The sequence below is a fragment of the Xenorhabdus sp. PB61.4 genome, assembly GCF_963894935.1.
GTDB lineage: Bacteria > Pseudomonadota > Gammaproteobacteria > Enterobacterales > Enterobacteriaceae > Xenorhabdus > Xenorhabdus stockiae.
Window position 1 is genome coordinate 1 of record NZ_CAWQJR010000156.1, and the last position, 20,565, is coordinate 20,565.

A 20,565-nucleotide genomic window follows, 5' to 3' on the forward strand; every position below is an offset into this window, starting at 1 on the left:
AAATAAAATCAGCGATTGATAAAATGAAAACGGACAAACAAATAAATGAGATTAATTCTTAATAAAACCATCTGAAAAACATATTATATTGGATAATAAAAAAGCCCTTCTCATTATAGAGAAGGGCTTTTATTTTAATAAAGTAATTAAATTACATTATTTTTAATTGTCACCTAACAAAATAGATTCAAGAGCGATTTCAATCATGTCATTGAAAGTAGTCTGACGCTCTTCAGCAGTAGTCTGTTCACCTGTACGAATATGGTCAGAAACAGTACAAATTGCCAGTGCTTTTGCACCAAATTCAGCCGCAACACCGTAAATTCCAGCCGCTTCCATTTCAACGCCCAAAATGCCGTATTTTTCCATGACATCGAACATTTGTGGATCTGGAGTATAGAACAGATCCGCAGAGAAAATGTTACCAACGCGCGCATTGATGTTTTTTGCTTTAGCTGCATCAACCGCATTACGGATCAAATCGAAGTCAGCAATTGCTGCAAAATCATGATCTTTAAAACGCAGACGGTTGACTTTAGAGTCGGTACAAGCACCCATACCAATCACTACGTCACGAATTTTAACATCTTCGCTTACGGCACCACAGGAGCCAATACGGATAATCTTTTTGACACCAAATTCGGTGATCAATTCTTTGGCATAAATGGAACAGGATGGAATGCCCATACCGTGCCCCATAACTGAAATGCGACGGCCTTTATAAGTACCAGTGAAGCCGAGCATACCGCGCACATCGTTAACCTGACGCACATCTTCCAGAAAAGTTTCTGCAATGTATTTTGCACGCAGTGGATCGCCTGGCATTAAAACAACATCAGCAAAATCGCCCATCTCAGCATTAATATGTGGGGTGGCCATAAATCTATTCCTTGTTTTTATTATACCCGCCGTCTTTCGGGCTGCCTTTTTGTTGGCTGTGCTCGCTCCTCCCGGTCACATAGCTACCTATGCTCCGGGGATTCACTCACTTGCCTGCGCGATGCAGCTCAAAATCCATAGGGTATGGGTATTAAAAAATATTAGCGATCGGGGAAGCCAATGGCTTCCCCGGAAAATCAGAACATCACTTTACCGTAATCCATTGGTGTCAGGTCGAAATATTTCGCCACTGTCTGACCAATGTCAGCAAAGGTTTCACGATGCCCTAATGAGCCCGGTTTTACCTTTGGCCCATAAACCAGCACAGGTATATGCTCACGGGTATGATCCGTACCCGGCCAGGTTGGATCACAACCGTGGTCAGCCGTCAGGATCAGAATGTCATCTTCTTTCACCTGCTCCAGCATTTCCGGCAAACGGCGATCAAACAGTTCCAGCGCAGCAGCATAACCGGCTACATCACGGCGATGGCCGTAAGATGAGTCAAAATCAACAAAATTGGTGAATACTATCGTATTGTCACCAGCCTGCTCCATCTCTACTAATGAAGCATCAAACAGCGCATCAATGCCTGTCGCTTTCACTTTTTTAGTGATACCGACATTCGCGTAAATATCAGCAATTTTACCAATGGAAACCACTTCACCCTGTTTCTCATCAACGAGTTTTTTCAGCACAGTCGGAGCTGGGGGTTCAACAGCCAAGTCATGGCGGTTGCCGGTGCGCTGGAAGTTACCCGCTTTATCGCCGACAAACGGACGGGCAATGACACGGCCGATGTTATAACCGCCATCAGTGAGCTCTTCACGGGCGATTTCACATAATTCATACAGTTTATCCAGACCGAATGTTTCTTCATGACAAGCAATCTGGAAAACGGAATCCGCTGAGGTATAGAAAATCGGTTTACCCGTTTTCATGTGCTCTTCTCCCAGCTTGTCCAGAATAACGGTACCGGAAGAGTGGCAGTTACCCAGATAACCCGGCAGATTGGCACGTTCAACCAATTTATCCAATAATTCCTGTGGGAAGCTATTTTCTAACTCGTGAAAATAACCCCAGTCGAATAAAACCGGTACGCCGGCAATTTCCCAATGACCTGATGGAGTGTCTTTACCAGAAGAAAGTTCACTCGCATAACCATAGGCACCGATAATTTCGGCATCTTTATCCAAACCAACCGGGAAGGTTCCACTGGATTCTTCCGTTGCTTTTCCCAGTCCCAAACGGCTCAGATTCGGTAACTTCAACAATCCCTGACGACCGATATCAGCTTCACCACGAGCGCACTGTTCTGCAATATGCCCTAAAGTGTTAGACCCTTTGTCACCAAATCTTTCTGCATCTGCACTCGCACCGATACCAAAGGAATCCAAGACCATGATGAATGTACGTTTCATAATTTTCTCCTGTGTCAATTCACGCTATCAATGCGGGAACTGCCAGCTGTTAAAATCTATTCAATACTTCTGTTGAATTATCCACCAATACGACGATAAACCATCTGGGTGGCAACTTTCATTCCGGCATCCACTTCTGCTGCCGAAGTATGTGCCTGTTGAAAAACAAGCGATGCACGCACAGCCTCTGCCGCCATATGCCAGTCATCTTCATTATTGGCATGAATCACCATCAGAGGAGTATCTGTGTTTACTTCTGAGCCAAGCGCAATAATATCACTCAGCCCCACACTGTAATTAATCGGATCAGTCGCTTTGCGGCGACCACCGCCTAATGCAACGACTGCCATCCCCAATGCACGGGTATCCATTTCTGTTACAATGCTTTGTTTTTTAATTATATTATTTTCAGCAAATACAGGTCTGCTGAAACAAGCTGTCGGTAAATAACGGTCATAGTTTTCAATAAAATCAACAGGCCCTTTCTGAGCTGCCACCATACGCCCGAATATTTCCGCAGCCTTACCATTATCGAGTACTGCCTGTAATTGACGATATGCAGCATCACGATCTTCTGCCAGTTTACCCGATACCAACATTTCAGCAGATAATGCCATAGTTACTTCAAATAACCGGGAATTGCGGTATTCTCCTGTCAGAAACTGCACCGCTTCACGCACTTCCAGCGCATTACCGGCACTGGATGCTAATACCTGGTTCATATCTGTCAACAGCGCCGTTGTTTTACAACCAGCACCATTAGCCACCGCAACAATCGATTCCGCCAACTGTTCTGACTGCTCATAAGTCGGCATAAAGGCACCAGAACCAACTTTCACATCCATAACTAAAGCATCTAATCCTTCAGCCAGTTTTTTGCCCAGAATAGAAGCGGTAATCAGCGGAATAGAATCAACGGTAGCAGTAATATCACGTGTTGCATAAAAACGTTTATCCGCTGGTGCCAGTGAGTTAGTCTGACCGATAATGGCAACGCCAACATCCCGGATAATGTCACGGAATCGGTGATCATCGGGGAAAATATCAAACCCGGGGATGGATTCTAATTTATCCAGCGTCCCTCCGGTATGACCTAACCCACGCCCTGAGATCATCGGAACATAACCACCACATGCTGCAACCATCGGCCCCAGCATCAGGGATGTTACATCACCAACCCCACCCGTCGAGTGTTTATCCACGACCGGACCGGGCAGATTCAGCTTCTTCCAGTCAAGCACTGTACCAGAATCACGTACCGCCAATGTTAAGGCAATACGCTCTTCCATCGTCATATCCCGGAAATAAATGGCCATCGCCAGAGCTGCAATTTGCCCTTCTGATACCGTATTATCACGCACAGCGTTAATAAAGAAGCGGATTTCTTCTTCGCTCAGTGAAAAACCATCTCGTTTTTTGCGGATAATTTCCTGTGCCAAAAACAAAGCTACCTCCCATTATCATTGTCTGAAAAGAACAGTAGTCATGAATCAGCTCTATCTTAACGAACATTCAAGGCATTGTTATTGATTTTAAACGTCTGTTTCCAATAACTACTGTTCCCAATATACACAATGGATTTCAAGATGCATCGCGGCGGCAAGGGAGTTCATCCCCAGGAACATAGATAACTATGTGACTGGGGTGAGCGAGCGCAGCCAACAAAGAGGCAACTTGAAAGACGAAGTGTATAATTGCTATTGTTAATAACTACTGCTTTGTTTTTGACCCTGATGACCCAGCGCCGTCAATAAGCTACCCAGCAGACTGGAAGCGCCAAAACGGAAGTGGCGGGAATCTGCCCATTTGTCGCCCATGATCCGGCCTGCCAGTGCCAGATACTGCGCAGCTTCTTCTGCTGTGCGGACGCCGCCCGCTGGTTTAAACCCGACAGTCTCTCCCACGTCCATATCACGGATGACACTCAGCATGATCTCTGCACTTTCCAGTGTCGCATTAACCGGCACTTTTCCGGTTGATGTCTTAATAAAATCAGCACCCGCTTTAATCGAGATTTCAGAGGCTTTACGGATCAGCGTAGCGTCTTTCAGCTCTCCGGTTTCAATAATGACTTTCAGCCAGACACCTGATTCAGCACAGGCCTCTTTACAGGCTTTAACCAGATCAAAACCAATTTGTTCGTTACCCGCCATCAATGCGCGATAAGGGAAAACCACATCCACTTCATCTGCACCATAAGCAATTGCTGCACGGGTTTCCGCCAGGGCGATATCAATATCATCATTGCCATGAGGGAAGTTCGTCACAGTAGCGATCCGGATATCCGGAGTTCCCTGTTCACGTAGTACCTTACGGGCGAGGGGAATAAAACGCGGATAGATACAGATGGCCGCAGTATGCCCTGCCGGACTGTTTGCCTGATGGCAAAGTGCTGTCACTTTCTCATCAGTATCATCATCATTGAGTGTAGTTAAATCCATCAAGCTCAGCGCACGCTGAGCAGCTGCGGTTAAATCGGTCATAAAACTCTCCAACGGTATTTTTATTGAATCAGTTCACATATTCTTCCGAACACTTAATCGCTAACTGTTCCGAATTATTAATGTATTCATATGTTGGTGAGCGGACTTGGTTCCTTGAAGATGTTGCAACGCCTCGATATGACAGCAACAACAGAGTTCCTTCTCTCCGCACCTTTTTCTTTAGTTTGATTTTTTCAGCTTGTCTTGCCCGGCAGGTATTAGCTTAATCAATGAAATCTTGATTCATCATTATTTGAACATGTAAGTATGTAATAATTCATGCTTAGAATCACACTAATCAAATGAAAATTGCAATTATTATCATTTTATCGTGATTAAAATCACATTGATTAAGCCCGGAAAAATAAAATGCAGGTAAGATTAACTCACCTGCATTCAATTTAGTCTGTATTTTCTGGTTAGACTTCCTAATTATGCCAGAGAGAGGAAGAACCCTGCAATTGTGGCACTCATCAGGTTAGAGAGTGAACCAGCCAATACGGCTTTCAGACCAAAACGGGCAATATCACCACGACGGCTTGGTGCCATACCGCCTAAACCACCCAGCAAGATAGCAACAGAAGAAAGGTTAGCAAAGCCACACAGTGCGAAAGAAATAATTGCTTTCGTATGTTCAGAAAGAACCTGAAGTCCCGCAGCGCGGACAACATCATCCGGTTTCAGGTATTCACCAAAGTTCATAAATGCAACGAATTCATTAACTACCAGTTTCTGTCCGATGAAAGAACCAGCAACTGTTGCTTCATTCCACGGTACACCAATCAGGTAAGCGATTGGTGAGAATACCCAGCCTAACAGCAGTTCCAGAGATAATTGTGGGTAATTGAACCAGCCACCAATGCCACCCAAAATACCATTCAGTAAAGCAATCAGAGCAATAAATGCCAACAGCATTGCACCAACATTCAGAGCCAACTGCATACCGGATGCCGCACCAGATGCTGCCGCATCAATAATATTGGCCGGACGGTCTTCTGCTGATACCAGTGACATAGCATCAACATTATCGTGAGTTGTTTCAGTTTCCGGCACCATCAGTTTTGCAAACAACAGGCCACCCGGCGCTGCCATGAATGACGCTGCAATCAGATATTCCAATGGAACACCCATTGATGCGTAACCCGCCAATACAGAGCCGGCTACCGATGCCAGACCACCACACATCACGGCAAACAGCTCGGATTGTGTCATGCTCGCAATATAAGGACGAACAACCAGAGGCGCTTCAGTTTGACCAACGAAGATATTCGCTGTTGCTGACAGGGATTCAGTACGTGATGTTCCCAATACTTTTTGCAGGCCACCACCTAATATTTTGATGATTAGCTGCATAACACCAATGTAATACAAAACGGCAATCAGAGAAGAGAAGAAAACGATGACTGGCAGAACGCGCAGGGCAAAGACAAAACCGCCACCGCCGAACAGCTCAAACATTTTGTTGGATACCAGCCCGCCAAAAATGAAATCCATTCCCTGCTGACCATATCCAATTACATTGGAAACACCTTTTGACATTCCACCCAGAATGTCTTTACCTGCTGGTACATAAAGCACAAATGCACCAATAACCACCTGAATCAAGAAGGCACCAAGGACAGTGCGGATTTTAATAGCTTTATAATTACTCGAGAAAAGTACTGCGATAAAAATCAGCACTACCATCCCTATCAGGCTCATAATGAGTTGCATTGGAAGAATCCCTGTTCACTGAATGAATTAAAAATATGTCAGTTATATTGTGAGTTCCTACTGACACTGTGTGTGGAGGCGATTATACCCAGTAGTAAAAAAGAACAAGCAACTGACATCACAAATTAATGCAGCAAAAAGTAATATAAAAACGGGAAATGAGACTTACATCACATATAACCATTCAATTTATCAGGGTTTAGATAATTTTGCGGTAAAAAAGGAAAAAATGAGAAGATAATGCCAGTTAAATATTATTAATGTTTATTTCGACCAGAATAGCCTATTTTGCTCAACCAAAAGTAGACTATTTCCACTGGGATAAATTAGCTGATCGCAAATAATGCCATGCTATTTTGATAAATTTGGCGGGAAATTTCATCCGGAGATTCAGGACGTAATTCACACAATACAGAAAAAATCTGCGCGATTCTTTCGGGGCGGTTTGGCTGCCCCTGAAAACCAGCTAATGGCATATCAGGTGCATCCGTTTCCAATACTAAAGAGGAAAGAGGCAAGCGAGCTATCGTATCACGCGTTTTTTTCGCTCTTTCATACGTAATCGTTCCCCCGACGCCAATGTAAAAACCCATACGTACAAAGGCCTGCGCCTGAGATAAGCTACCAGCAAAACCATGAATAACGCCGGTGCGTGGTACATGATGTTTTCGTAACATTGCCGCCAGTTGATCGTGGCTTTTGCGGGAATGGAGCAGCACGGGTAATTCATATTTTCTGGCCAGCTTGAGCTGAGCTGCCAGAACGCTTTTTTGCCGCTCAAACTGGGGTTCTGCCATGTACAGATCAAGCCCAATTTCACCCACGGCTACACAATGGGGAAGTTTCTCTTTTAGTTTCTGCTCCAGACAGTCCAGATCTGTATCATGATGTTCATTAATATATAAAGGATGCAATCCAAACGCGGCATAGATTGCCTGATACTTAGCCGCCAAATCAGCAACCCTCTGGAAATATACCTGACTGACAGTCGGCACAATAATTTTTTCAACGCCCACTTGTCTGGCTCGTTCTAAACTTGCGGCTTCATCACCCGAAAAAGGAGGGAAATCAAAATGGCAATGTGTGTCAATAAACATCTATTTATCCATATCATACACTTCGTCTTTCAAGTTGCCTCTTTGTTGGCTGCGCTCGCTCACCCCAGTCACTGTTTTTATAAACATACAGTTGTCTATGTTTCTGGGGGTTCACTCTCTTGCCACCGCAATGCATCTTGAAATCCATTGTGTCTATTTGTCGTCATCATTATTGTTCGTCATAATCGTTATTGATCATAGTGGTACCAGTCAGTGGCATCTGCTCGCTGTCATTCACGCCGGTTTCCTCTGCCATTCTTACCGAAGTACCTATTGCAGGGGTATGCTCACTACACATAAAACTATTGCGACGGAAACAATTACGGTTCGTTCCATCGTGGTTTAAACCGCTGCGGGAAACACCATAACTTTTACGTCTTTCCGGCCCAAACTTACCACCGACAAAAGTATGTCCGATAGTCGCCAAAAAGTACCGCCCACAACGCCTACCCAGATGATAATCTGTATTCAATGCTTTCGTTTTACTCCCCAGAGCCATAGTTGCCAACGGTGCGGGTGGCCTAATTTCGAAGATTTGTACGTCATCCGGTGGATTTTCAATAAACCGTTGTGTCCGGAAGTAGCTTGTAGCATGCAGCTTCAACATTCTGAGCATTTTTTGCTGACTGCTGGTTTCCAGCCAGCGTTCCACTCGCTTGAACCACTGTGACGTATAATAAAGCTGTGAAGGCACTGTCCTGACCACGACAATAGTATCAGCTCCCCGGCGATATGCCTCTTCAACCGGAATCGCATCACTAATGCCACCATCCTGATAAACGATACCATCGAGCGTTACACCATTACGATAAAATCCGGGGATTGCACTGGAAGCCTTGATAATTTCCATCCAGTTACTTTCATCAGGTTGAAAATAACTGGCTTCGAAATTATCAGCACGGCAGGTGCACATATAAAACTCACGGCCATCATCAAAATGATCCATCGCAATAGGAATGTTTAAGGGAATTTGTTCAGAGATCATATCAATATACCAATCCAAATCGATAAGATGCCCACCCCGGACAAAGCGCAATGGGTTGAAAAAAATCGGATTGGTTGTGTACTTGTTGATCACCTTGCGGGCATAGCCTTTTTGACCGCAGATATAAGCAGAAAGGTTCTGAGCACCAGCCGAGGTACCAAGAAATAATTCGAACGGATTAAAATCTAACCGGAGAAATTCATCCAACACACCTGCGGTAAAAATCCCCCGCTGCCCGCCACCTTCACAGACAAGTGCAATTTTTCCCGGTTTTATCCGCGATGTATAAGCTAAAGGCTCTATATTACCCAACGTAATTGGAATATGTTTCCCCACATTTCCCCCTACAAAGTCAATGTCAGTTCCAAGGTATCATTTGAATTATGATCATCTTTCAGTAATTAGTAATAATGTTATGCAAACAATTCCCCACCCAAGTGATTTCTCATTTGAGCAATGCATCCGTAAAGCCTGTATTAAATAATGGAGATTAATTCACCAACAGGCAAGTTATTACCAATAATATGAATAGATCTTATCCGTTATATTCTTGAAGAGATAATCGCTTAATTAGATTAAGTTTTATTTGGGGAATAAGCCGATAGAGTGACTTATTATCAGTCACTCTCAACAAAAAATAGATTATTTTTTGATGGACAGGGTGCTGTTTACAGCCTGAACGCCTTCTACTTTATGAGCGAGCCTGATAGCTCGTTTTGCCAGCTCTTCGTGTTTGACAAAACCAGAAAGAGAAACTACGCCTTTTTCTGTTTTCACTGAAATATTATTATCGTGACTATTAAGCCCGGTATCTTCCAGAAAACTTTCTTTTATTCGGGCAGTAATAACACTATCGTCAGAATTATTATCTACTTTTTTAAGGGAATTCTCGATTTTTTTCCCACTATGATTTATTGAATCATTAATTTTCTGGTTTGTATTTTCTTGTGTTTGACCTTCTGACTGATAAGTTGAAGATGTGCCTGCTGCCAGTGCGTTACCACCTATGAGTACCGAGCCTAAAACAACAGCCAGGAATGAGTTTGTGAACTTTAAATTTTTCATCCTACTACCTTCCTTTTATCTAAGCCAGAATGTCAAAGGATGATATATCAATAAATTACGCAAATGGTATGAGCTTTACAATAACTAACGTATATTTTCTTATACCTAGAAATGATGCTTTTAAATAAAACAGAAAGTATTAATTATGGTAGGAAAAATAAAAAAGGCCAACGAGGTGTTGGCCCATAAAAAATATCAATGTTCCCGTGTCTTACGGAAAACTACCTCAGGATAGCGTTCACTGGTCAGGTTTAAATTAACCATGGTTGGGGCAATGTAGCTCAGGTTATCACCACCATCAAAAGCCAAGTTCTGTTCATTCTTACGTTTGAACTCTTCCAGCTTTTTGACGTCACTACATTCTACCCAACGAGCGGTAGAAACGTTGACAGGCTCATAGAGTGCTTCTACGTTATATTCACTCTTCAGCCGGGCAACAACTACATCAAACTGAAGCACACCCACAGCACCAACAATCAAATCATTATTGGTCAATGGGCGGAATACCTGTACTGCTCCCTCTTCCGACAACTGAACCAGACCTTTGAGCAATTGTTTCTGTTTCAGAGGATCACGCAGACGAATGCGGCGGAACAGTTCAGGAGCAAAGTTAGGAATACCGGTAAATTTCAGCTCCTCACCCTGAGTGAAAGTATCACCAATCTGGATAGTACCGTGGTTATGCAGACCAATAATATCGCCCGGATACGCATCTTCAACATGAGAACGATCACCAGCCATGAAAGTCAGCGCATCTGAGATAACCACATCTTTTTTGATACGAACCTGACGCAGTTTCATGCCTTTTTCATATTTACCGGAAACAATACGCAAAAATGCCACACGGTCACGGTGTTTCGGGTCCATATTGGCCTGAATTTTGAACACAAACCCGGAGAATTTTTCTTCTTGTGCTGTTACTTCACGCGCATCAGTCTGACGCGGCATTGGCGTTGGTGCCCACTTAACCAGACCATCCAGCATATGATCGACACCAAAGTTACCTAACGCAGTACCAAAGAATACCGGCGTCAGTTCACCCTGCAAAAAGGCATCCAGATCAAATTCATGTGATGCGCCTTTGACTAACTCCAGCTCTTCACGCAACTGTTCGGCCAGCTCTTCTCCGACAGCAGTATCCAGCTCAGGGTTATCCAGACCTTTAATAACCCGGACTTCCTGAATAGTATGACCCTGACCGGATTGATACAGATAAATTTCATCCTGATAAAGATGGTAAACCCCTTTGAAAGACTTACCACAACCGATAGGCCATGTGATAGGACAACAAGCGATCTTCAGCTCATTTTCGACTTCATCCATCAGCTCCATCGGATCACGAATATCACGGTCGAGCTTATTCATGAATGTCAGGATTGGCGTGTCACGCAGACGGGTAACTTCCATCAGCTTACGGGTACGATCTTCAACACCCTTTGCCGCATCAATAACCATCAGACAGCAGTCAACCGCTGTCAGAGTACGGTAAGTATCTTCAGAGAAATCTTCGTGTCCCGGAGTATCCAGCAGGTTAACCAGACAATCACCATAAGGAAACTGCATCACTGAGGTGGTAATGGAAATACCACGTTGTTTTTCCATTTCCATCCAGTCTGATTTAGCATGCTGATTGGAACCCCGGCCTTTTACCGTTCCCGCTTTCTGAATTGCCTGTCCGAATAACAGGACTTTTTCAGTAATCGTCGTTTTACCCGCATCGGGATGCGAAATTATTGCAAATGTGCGCCGTTTCGCAACTTCTTGCAGAAATGGAGAATTTGACATCTATTGAAATCTTCTATTCTGTACGCGGATCGATACCATATTGAGGCGCCATCAGAGACCCTTAATCCATCCAATCCGGTATGTTAATTGGAATTAGCGTTTATTTTCGCTGAACTTGGCGTCATAAACAACTAATGATACGCAAGATGATGATGCAGAAAATCATCATGACTTCATCAGATTCAATCTACATTCCCTTTCTCCTGAATCGCAAAAGTTCATATACGGGTACGTCACTCATACTCACCCAAACAGCGGTAACGCCATAATAATGGCATCTTCCTTACCTGTCGCGGTCGGGTAATAATTTTTGCGGATGGAAACTTCATTGAAGCCCAGATCTTCATATAGCCGAATTGCAGACTGGTTGGAACACCGGACTTCAAGCCATAACGTATTTATCTGCTTTTCAGGTAATGTGTCAATCAGATAATTTAATAGCATTCTTCCATGCCCTTGTGATTGATATTCCGGATGAATAGCAATATTAAATAGCGTTGCTTCATCCAAAATATACTGGGTTATTGCAAAACCAATTATCTGGTTATTAAGCTCGATCTTATAATTGAGATAACGCTCTCCCTGATTAGAGTAGAATGTTTTCTCACTCCACGGAAAGGGGTGGCTGGCCTGTTCTATCTGGAAGGCCGCGGGAAGATCAGCGGGAGTTAATAGAGAAATATTCTTCATAATGGTAAATTTGTTGCCAAAGAGAACGTTTTGCATCCCCATCAAGGGATAAGTCATTTAATGCCGGGCTTCTCAAAGAAATCCCTTGTATTGATAAGGTAATATCAACCCCCAGCAGCCAGCATGGGCAGCGGATTGATTCCGAAAGCAATTCAACATCTTTTGTTGTGATGCAATAAACTAATGAGGCATCAATCCCCATGGCTGTGAAAATATCAACAAGTAATGAATGGCTTAAGTCAATGTGATCATGAGTAATGATCAACAGACGGGTTGAGTCAGGGATGAGGACAGATAATTCACCCCGCAGGGCCGCAGGGTTACGCAGAACCCATTGGGTGATACCCAACCGGGTTAGTGATCTGTCACGCTTCGTCATCGTGTTTTATTCCATCTGCCATAAAAAATAACAGGTAATATATACCCAGTAGATTTCAGGCTATCAGCAGTAAAACTGTCACCTGAAAGATGAGCGGTATAGTATCAGAGGGCTTATCTCTGCGCCAACAACATGGCATCCCAGCTTTGCCCAAAGATAATTATGACCGGATAAAGACTTATAAGGAGCTATACATAGATGTCAGCATTAACACCGGCCAGTGAAGTTATCCTGCGCCATCAAGAGCAATTCCACTCCCATCATCTGCTCTTCGCAGGCGATCTTCAGGATACACTGGCAACGGAAATCGAAGCCGCAAGTGTGCGGGTACACACTAGTCAATATCATCACTGGCAATCCCTGATCCGTACATTAGGTGATAATGCTCAGTTTGGCCTGACGGCTGACAAAGCGTTTGTCAAAGATTGCGATACGCTGATTTATTACTGGCCAAAGAGCAAGCAGGAAGCCCGTTTCCAACTCCGCAGCCTGTTTTCCATCCTGCCTGTCGGAACAAATATTTTTATTGTCGGCGAAAACCGCAGTGGTGTGCGTAGCGTTGATAAGTTGATGGAAGGTATTGTTACTTTCCGCAAAGTAGATACTGCCCGCCGTTGCAGCCTTTTTTATGGTCAGCTTGAACAACAGGTTCAGTTTGATCAGAACAACTGGTGGCATAGCTATCAGGTTGGGGATACCATCGTCAATACACTGCCCGGCGTATTCAGTCAGGATGATCTGGATGTCGGCAGCCGTCTTCTGCTTTCCACTTTTGATAAACCGATTTCCGGCAACTTGCTGGATATTGCCTGTGGCTCTGGTGTACTGGCAGCAGTGTTGGGTAAAAATAATCCCGATTTGTCACTGACTCTCAGCGATGTCAATGCAGCCGCCATAACATCCAGTAAAGCAACATTGAAAGCCAATAAACTGGAAGGAAATGTTATCACCAGCAACGTCTATTCTGCTATTGAAGAGAAATTCAACTGGATAGTCTCTAATCCGCCATTCCATGATGGTCTGAAAACCAGTATGGCAGCCGCTGATGACATGATACGTATGGCACCAAATTATCTGAAATCCGGTGGTAAATTCCGCATCGTAGCAAACTCGTTTTTGCCTTATGCTGATTTACTGGATAGCGCTTTCGGCAGTCACGAAGTCCTTGCCCAGACAGGTAAATTCAAAATTTACCAGGCCACCAAGAAGTAACAGACAAAAAGTCATAAATCAAACCGCTATTGCCCATCTACCCGGAAGGGCAATAGCAACATGTCGATTTTTACATCAGTCATGCTTTCTTGCGATAAATAATGATTGACGCCAGCCGTAAAATCTCTAGAATGCGCCCCCATGCTATCTGTTTAAAGATGGTATCTGAATTTGCGAGGGTGGCGGAATTGGTAGACGCGCTAGCTTCAGGTGTTAGTGTTCTAACGGACGTGGGGGTTCAAGTCCCCCCCTTCGCACCAAATCAGATAGTTATCATTAAACAAATCAGATAAATAACAGTACCTGCGAGGGTGGCGGAATTGGTAGACGCGCTAGCTTCAGGTGTTAGTGTCCTAACGGACGTGGGGGTTCAAGTCCCCCCCTTCGCACCACTGTTACTATTTATCTGTCAATTATCTATTCAGCTTAATTCCTTTTAATACGCCTTTCCTTTTTATTCTTCACGATTTTCTATTGTTTCAGTTCCATCGCATCACGTATGGTAAAGAACAAATCTGTCTGATCAGTCAAGCCAACGACATTAGCAGCATGTGGGCCATAAGCCGCAACACGTAACTGCGTACCAGTATGATTCTGTTTGCCTTCTTCTGCGTTGCCATAGTTGACCGTAATAACCACACCATCTTTGGTAATCAATGAACGGGTCAGGCCGGGTGATTTAACATCATTAGCAATAATCTGGCTGGAATGGGCATGATCAGCGGTAACGATAACTAACGTATCTTCATGCTGTCTGGCAAATTTCAGCGCAGCCTGAACAGCTTCATCCAGTGCCACCGTTTCCCCAATTTGGGCGCAAGGGTTAGCTTCATGATCTTGTTTGTCAATCGAGGCACTTTCTACCTGCAAGAAAAATCCATTTTTGTTAGTCTTGAGCAAATCAATCGCTTTCTCTGTTAGCTGTACCAATGTCGGTTCATCAGAGCTACGCTTTGCATTAATTTGGCACTTCACCGGCGCTTCATTAAGATTACCGTGATAAACCGCTTTTGGTCCCTCCCAGATCACATCCATGTTTCCATTGCTAAATATGCCTAATAACGGCTTTTTCTGGCTGGCTTCTTTAATATTGCTCAGTGATTTGATATCCGTTACCCATTGATAACCCTGATCTAGTGCCTGTTGCTTCAGGGTATTTCCTTTATTAGCTCCGGCTGTTGATTGTTGATCAAAATATTTAGCACCTCCTCCCAGAGTGACATCAGCACGCGCCGTCAAAAGTTGTTCTGTGATAGAACCTTTGCCACCTTTATCCAACACTTCTGTCGGGCATTTTTCTGAAGCTTCCTGTGGATCCCGGCATTTACGGTTGGTGATATGCGCATATAGCGCGGCAGGGGTTGCGTCCTGAATTTCAGCTGTTGTCACATTTCCTGTGGCTTTTCCATTCTGCTTTGCCAACTCCAGTAATGACTGATGCGGCTTGCCGAAAACATCAATGCCGAGCGCGCCATTATAGGTTTTCACTCCTGACGCCCACGCGGTAGCTGAAGCAGCGGAATCCGTGACATAATCTGGTTTCTTGGTCTCTTTATCCAGTGAGTAGTGTGTATATTGCCCCGTGAAAGGAAGAGCATCGATTCCCTCGAAAAAACCACCAGCACCTTGTGCGTAGTTGCGGGCCAGCGTAATTTCAGAATCCCCCATGCCATCACCAATAAATAAAATGACATTCTTCGCTTTTGTATTATTTAAGGCTGCTTTAAGTGCATCAGTTTGATCCTGAGTCAGGCGACGGGCTCCACCAAACTGAGTAAGATCACCATGGGCGGAACGTTTTTCTGCCATGATATTATCCGCACTATTGTTAGCTTGCGCAGATAAACATACGCCTGACGCTAATATGGCGACAGCCATAGAAAGAATATTTTTTGTACGATTATGAAATGTAGAGCGATGGGACAGGTCATTACAGGACATAGGTGATTCCTTATGATCGGGAGAATTAAAAAACACCTTCTACCCAAATAGTAAACACCCAATATGGCATTTTTGTGAAACCGCAATGACACATTTATGACAATGCTTATACAGTATTATGGAAATATTTTTTTGAGATCAACGGCTTTGAAAGCATCAGCCTAAAACCATTTTTCAACATTGATAAACGATTAAGTTGCCTCGTTTTGACTGACACGAAGCAACTTTAAATTCCTTAAGTATCAATATACTGAAACTATCAATACCGTATCATGACTGATTTCAGTTCTGTGTAATACTCGATGAATGCCTTGCCAAACTCGCGGCCGAGTCCTGATGATTTTATTCCTCCGAATGGAAGAGCAGGATCAAGATGAGTATGCATGTTAACCCACAAAACACCGGCCTGAATACGCGGGATCATCCGCATCGCCTTGCTGAGATCATTCGTCCATAAGCTGGCGGATAAACCGAATGGCGTTGCGTTCATCATAGCAATCAGCTCCTCCTCATCATCGTAACTGAGGAAAGTCCCTATCGGCCCGAATGTCTCTTCTTTCATCAACGTATCATCTGCACTTTTGGCTCTGATCACGGTGGGCATTACAAAAAAACCTTTCCCTTCCAGTGCACGACCGCCATAGACAATTTCATTCCCTTCCTGACGTGCTTTTTCAAACAGGGACAGAATTTTTTCATAGTGCTCTTTATTGGCTAAAGGCCCCATTTCCGTCGTTTCATCAAGGGGAGAGCCAATTTTCATCGTAGACAGGCGTTCGGAGAGTAACTTCAAAACCGCATCCATATGAACAGAAGGAATATAGAAACGTTCTGCTGCCGCGCAGATTTGCCCCTGATTCAGATATCCGGCTTCCAATATTCCATCAACTATCTTCTCTACGGGGACATCTGACAGGAAAGCCGCTGCATTTTTGCCGCCCAGCTCCAGCGTTGCACGGAACTGCCCTTGTTCCATGACAGATTTGCCGATAAGTTTCCCTGTAGGTACTGATCCGGTAAAAGTCACTTTGGCACACAACGGATGAGTCAACAGCTTAGTTCCTACACCGGCTCCGGAGCCATTAACAATATTAATCACGCCATCAGGAATACCGGCTTCTTTTGCCAGTTCCGCCACGCGCAGCATTGTTAACGGGGTATATTCGCTTGGTTTCAGAACAATCGTACAACCGCAGGCCAAAGCTGCCCCCAGTTTCCAGATGGCAATCATGATCGAGAAATTCCAGGGAATAATCCCGACGACCACGCCGACTGGTTCACGACGGGTAAAGGCGGTATATTCTTCACCCTTGAAAGATGGCAAAGAAACATTCAGTGTTTCACCACTTATTTTGCTCGACCAGCCAGCAAAATAACGCAAGTATTGGGCAGAAGCTCCAACCTCCAGCATACGTGATAACTGAATGGTTTTTCCTGAACATAGAGTTTCCAACTGGGCAAGTTCTTCGCTATGTTTTTGCAGCAAATCCGCCAGCCGTATCAGGCAATTTCCACGTTCCATCGGTGAAGTCCGGGCCCATGAACCTTGAAAAGCATCAGATGCAGCCTGCATAGCAGCATTGGCTTCGACCTCACTTCCCTGATTAACGGTAGCGATCATCTCATCAGACGCGGGGTTGACGACTGAAAAGGTTTTGTCTCCCTGACCACGAACGGATTGTCCATTAATGTAATGGCCATGAGAACGCTGCAAAAAAGCCGTAACGGACGCCAGCAAAGTGATGTCACTCATGATGTTACCCTCCGTCAGCCGGAAATCTGAGAATTGATACACGCCATATAATGTTTCACGAAGCGTTCACTGGTAATTTCCCACAAAACTTCCGTACCTTTGGCAGCAAACCATGAATCACCCTTGTGATATTCGGCCACAACACCGGTTTTAACATCCGTCAGTTTCACAGAACCTTCATGCACCGTTGCCATTTCATCAAAGGGATAAACCATCTTAAATTTCCCTCTGGTACAGGCAAAAATACCGCAGGTCAGATTATCATTTGGTTCCCCGTGAACCATGGCAACACTTGCCTGTGGATCACCTTCTACTACAACAGAACCAAGATTAGTCACACTACCAATCGGCATTAATTCAGGAAGTGATTTCTCTAACAATAACGGCTTTATCATGACTTTTACCTTTCAGAATTTATTGTGCAAAAAAGAAATTTATTGTGCAAAAAACAGTGAAAATCCAAAAATCAGTAAAACTAACGACGCCCTTTCCAGTAGCCTGAAAGCTGATGCCAGCTCTTTCCGAGAGAAAGATAGACATGTCTCAGTTGCTCTTTACCAATAACATTCATATGCGGGATAGAGCTCAGCAAAGAATAACGATCGGAACCCTCACTCATGCCTTCTGCCAGCACTTTACAGATAATATGACTTGGTGTTACTCCAAACCCTGAATAACCCTGAACGTAAAAGACATTGTTATGCTGTGGCAAAGAACCTATTTGCGGGAACAGGCTGACGCTACAGCACATCGGGCCTCCCCATGCCAGTTCAATCTTCACGTCTTTCAGATAGGGATAAACATCCAGCATGCGATTCCGGTTCCATGCTTTTAAATCAGAAGGGATATATTCGAGATACTGCGTTGCGCTACCAAACAATAGCCGGTTCTCTTTAGTCACCCGCCAGTAATTGATGATAGGACTGATATCGCTATAGGCTCCGTGGATAGGGCTGACTCTTTCGATCATTTCGTCTGACAGCTCTTCTGTCATTAACTGAAATGCGTAAGTATTGATTGTTTTTTTATAAATTGTTGGTTCAAGACCATTCAGAAACGCATTACATGCCCACAGCATTTTATTTGCCCGTACAGAACCCATTGCGGTACGGACGGTAACTCTTGGGCCATATTCAACATTCAAAACCTGACTGTTTTCGAAAATTTTGACGCCGTACTCTGTAACGGCCTTAGCTTCCCCTAACAACAGATTCAGAGAGTGAACATGCCCACCTCCCATATGTTTCAATGCAGAGGTGTACAGATCTGAACCGATGACTTTTTTAACATCTGAACCGGTATAAAGCTCAATTTCATCATCAGGACAGGCAGCCTGAAACTCTTTCAGCCAACCTTGCAACGTCTTATCCTGCCTGGAGTTATAACTTAAATAGCCATAACCCGGGCAAAAATCCGCATTGATATTATATTTGGCAATCCGCTCCCGGATTATTCCTGCACCCATATTGCTGATTTTAAATATGGTTTCCAGACCTTTCTCACCGACATGACGTTTAATCCGATCCAAATCATGACCTATGCCAGCCATAACCTGCCCGCCATTACGCCCTGTTCCTCCATATCCAAGCGTTCTTCCTTCCAGAATCGCGATATTGGTAATGCCTTTTTCTGCCAGCTCCAATGCTGTATTTACACCAGAAAACCCACCACCAATGATAACGACATCAACATCCAGATCTTCTGTCAATGTTGGAAAGCGAAGATCATATTTTTTAGTTGCTGCATAGTATGTTAATGAATCGATCTGATTATTCATATTACACCCCGTGAGCATCAGTCTATACCCTGATATGTTCAGGGATACCTGTGCATTGACTGAATGTTATTTATTCAATTAACGTTTTTTATTCAAGCGATATGATAAAGCGAGATCAAGAAAACATTAATAAATTAATAAATACACGAATTTGCCATCTGCGATTTCTTATCATTTATATATGAATCATACGCAATTAAAATGCTCAAACCCTTTGTTGTTTATATGTTAATTAAATCACAATAATAAAAACAATTATTAACAGGTTTCATTTTTTATCATGTCGTTTTGTGATGGTCAGCGGAGGAATTTTTATTGATGGTGAATTATTCTTGGTGAGTATATTTACTTTAGGAATCATAAAAGGAATGAATATGTCTCCCAAAAAAATTATTCTCGATTGCGACCCTGGTCATGATGATGCCATTGCTATGCTGCTTGCTCATGGCAACCCTGATATCGAACTCTTAGCTGTGACAACTGTTGTGGGCAACCAAACTTTAGATAAAGTTACCCATAATGCGCTTTCCATTGCCCGTATCGCTAATATCCGTAATATTCCTTTTGCTGCCGGCTGCTATCGGCCGTTGGTCAGAGAGATCAAAACCGCTCCTGACATTCATGGAGAAACGGGACTGGATGGCCCTATTTTGCCTGAACCGGAAATAAAACTAGACACTCGCCATGCCGTTGATTTAATCATTGATATCATCATGGAACATCCGCCCAAAAGCGTCACATTAGTCCCAACAGCAGGCTTGACGAATATTGCTCTGGCCGTGCGTAAGGCACCACAAATTGTGGAGAGAGTAAAAGAAATAGTATTAATGGGAGGTGGTTACCATATAGGAAACAGAAGTGCTGTTGCCGAATTCAATATATTAATCGACCCGGAAGCGGCACATATTGTTTTCAATGAAAAATGGCCGCTGACAATGGTCGGATTGGATCTCACCCATCAGGCACTGGCAACACCGGAAGTTACTGAAGAGATAGCCAAAATAAATACACGCCCAGCTCAGTTTGTGTTGGATTTACTCCAATTTTATGGAAAAAGTTATCGGATGACACAGCGGGGTTTCGACTACCCTCCCGTCCATGATCCTTGCGCTGTTGCTTATGTGATTGATCCCAGTGTCATGACCACACAAAAAGTTCCCGTTAATATCGAAATGTCCGGAACCTTAACAACGGGTATGACTGTCGCTGATTTTCGCTTCCCGCCTTCAGAGGACTGCCACACTCAGGTTGCGGTAAAACTGGATCAGGCCAAATTTTGGCGGATGATCATCGATGCCCTAAAAAATATTGGTGAGACTGATCACTGAGAAAGCTACCTTACAAACAGACCAAAATCACCTTTGAGTTAGTTGTATATGCTCAAA

At 43.8% G+C, this 20,565-nt stretch carries 17 protein-coding genes and 2 tRNA genes; 4 read left to right on the forward strand and 15 right to left on the reverse strand.

All coding sequences use genetic code 11. The features are described 5' to 3' along the window. Positions 1-162: 162 nt before the first annotated feature. The 11 genes from deoD to AACX68_RS10180 all read right to left on the reverse strand — a co-directional run bounded on the left by deoD (position 163) and on the right by AACX68_RS10180 (position 12,497). A complete protein-coding gene (gene deoD / locus AACX68_RS10130) occupies positions 163-879 on the reverse strand; it encodes a purine-nucleoside phosphorylase (protein ID WP_099108838.1) in 717 nt (238 codons plus the stop codon). A gap of 197 nt (positions 880-1,076) precedes the next feature. Continuing rightward, a complete protein-coding gene (gene deoB, locus AACX68_RS10135; protein ID WP_228859040.1) occupies positions 1,077-2,300 on the reverse strand; it encodes a phosphopentomutase in 1,224 nt (407 codons plus the stop codon). Between the two features lie 77 nt (positions 2,301-2,377). Then, positions 2,378-3,745: a thymidine phosphorylase gene (deoA, locus tag AACX68_RS10140; RefSeq protein ID WP_228859041.1), complete on the reverse strand. Its 1,368-nt coding sequence runs from the start codon at positions 3,743-3,745 to the stop codon at positions 2,378-2,380. 258 nt (positions 3,746-4,003) lie between these two features. Beyond that, positions 4,004-4,783 (reverse strand): deoxyribose-phosphate aldolase, encoded by a 780-nt coding sequence (gene deoC, locus AACX68_RS10145; protein WP_228859042.1) that lies wholly within the window; start codon positions 4,781-4,783, stop codon positions 4,004-4,006. Between the two features lie 432 nt (positions 4,784-5,215). Next, positions 5,216-6,484 (reverse strand): NupC/NupG family nucleoside CNT transporter, encoded by a 1,269-nt coding sequence (locus tag AACX68_RS10150; protein ID WP_228859070.1) that lies wholly within the window; start codon positions 6,482-6,484, stop codon positions 5,216-5,218. A gap of 338 nt (positions 6,485-6,822) precedes the next feature. Continuing rightward, a complete protein-coding gene (locus AACX68_RS10155; RefSeq protein ID WP_228859043.1) occupies positions 6,823-7,593 on the reverse strand; it encodes a TatD family hydrolase in 771 nt (256 codons plus the stop codon). 169 nt (positions 7,594-7,762) lie between these two features. Then, the gene (locus tag AACX68_RS10160) at positions 7,763-8,914 is read right to left on the reverse strand and encodes a patatin-like phospholipase family protein (protein ID WP_228859044.1); all 1,152 of its coding nucleotides are present in this window, start codon (positions 8,912-8,914) and stop codon (positions 7,763-7,765) included. 306 nt (positions 8,915-9,220) lie between these two features. Beyond that, on the reverse strand, positions 9,221-9,643 hold the full coding sequence (locus tag AACX68_RS10165) for a BON domain-containing protein (RefSeq protein WP_228859045.1): 423 nt from the start codon (positions 9,641-9,643) through the stop codon (positions 9,221-9,223). Between the two features lie 195 nt (positions 9,644-9,838). Then, the gene (gene prfC / locus AACX68_RS10170) at positions 9,839-11,428 is read right to left on the reverse strand and encodes a peptide chain release factor 3 (protein WP_099108846.1); all 1,590 of its coding nucleotides are present in this window, start codon (positions 11,426-11,428) and stop codon (positions 9,839-9,841) included. A gap of 243 nt (positions 11,429-11,671) precedes the next feature. After that, positions 11,672-12,118: a ribosomal protein S18-alanine N-acetyltransferase gene (gene rimI / locus AACX68_RS10175; protein WP_228859046.1), complete on the reverse strand. Its 447-nt coding sequence runs from the start codon at positions 12,116-12,118 to the stop codon at positions 11,672-11,674. Further along, positions 12,087-12,497 (reverse strand): DNA polymerase III subunit psi, encoded by a 411-nt coding sequence (locus tag AACX68_RS10180; RefSeq protein ID WP_228859047.1) that lies wholly within the window; start codon positions 12,495-12,497, stop codon positions 12,087-12,089. The genes rimI and AACX68_RS10180 overlap by 32 nt, the downstream gene beginning before the upstream one ends. A 198-nt stretch (positions 12,498-12,695) precedes the next feature. Here AACX68_RS10180 and rsmC point away from each other — a divergent pair, with 198 nt between their 5' ends. The 3 genes from rsmC to AACX68_RS10195 all read left to right on the forward strand — a co-directional run bounded on the left by rsmC (position 12,696) and on the right by AACX68_RS10195 (position 14,101). After that, on the forward strand, positions 12,696-13,709 hold the full coding sequence (gene rsmC, locus AACX68_RS10185; protein WP_099120642.1) for a 16S rRNA (guanine(1207)-N(2))-methyltransferase RsmC: 1,014 nt from the start codon (positions 12,696-12,698) through the stop codon (positions 13,707-13,709). Between the two features lie 173 nt (positions 13,710-13,882). Further along, positions 13,883-13,969 (forward strand) — tRNA-Leu (locus AACX68_RS10190). 45 nt (positions 13,970-14,014) lie between these two features. Next, positions 14,015-14,101, forward strand: a tRNA-Leu gene (locus tag AACX68_RS10195). A 79-nt stretch (positions 14,102-14,180) separates the two neighbouring features. Here AACX68_RS10195 and phoA read toward each other — a convergent pair. The 4 genes from phoA to AACX68_RS10215 all read right to left on the reverse strand — a co-directional run bounded on the left by phoA (position 14,181) and on the right by AACX68_RS10215 (position 19,180). Further along, on the reverse strand, positions 14,181-15,650 hold the full coding sequence (phoA, locus tag AACX68_RS10200; protein WP_228859048.1) for an alkaline phosphatase: 1,470 nt from the start codon (positions 15,648-15,650) through the stop codon (positions 14,181-14,183). A gap of 259 nt (positions 15,651-15,909) precedes the next feature. Beyond that, positions 15,910-17,403: an aldehyde dehydrogenase family protein gene (locus tag AACX68_RS10205; protein WP_228859049.1), complete on the reverse strand. Its 1,494-nt coding sequence runs from the start codon at positions 17,401-17,403 to the stop codon at positions 15,910-15,912. Positions 17,404-17,417: 14 nt separating this feature from the next. After that, a complete protein-coding gene (locus AACX68_RS10210) occupies positions 17,418-17,798 on the reverse strand; it encodes a cupin domain-containing protein (RefSeq protein ID WP_099108853.1) in 381 nt (126 codons plus the stop codon). An 80-nt stretch (positions 17,799-17,878) separates the two neighbouring features. Next, positions 17,879-19,180: an NAD(P)/FAD-dependent oxidoreductase gene (locus tag AACX68_RS10215; protein ID WP_228859050.1), complete on the reverse strand. Its 1,302-nt coding sequence runs from the start codon at positions 19,178-19,180 to the stop codon at positions 17,879-17,881. 374 nt (positions 19,181-19,554) lie between these two features. Between AACX68_RS10215 and uriH the strand changes: the two genes are divergently transcribed. Beyond that, positions 19,555-20,508, forward strand: coding sequence for a uridine-preferring nucleoside hydrolase UriH (gene uriH, locus AACX68_RS10220; protein ID WP_228859051.1), 954 nt, complete (start codon positions 19,555-19,557; stop codon positions 20,506-20,508). The last annotated feature ends 57 nt before the right edge of the window (positions 20,509-20,565 follow it).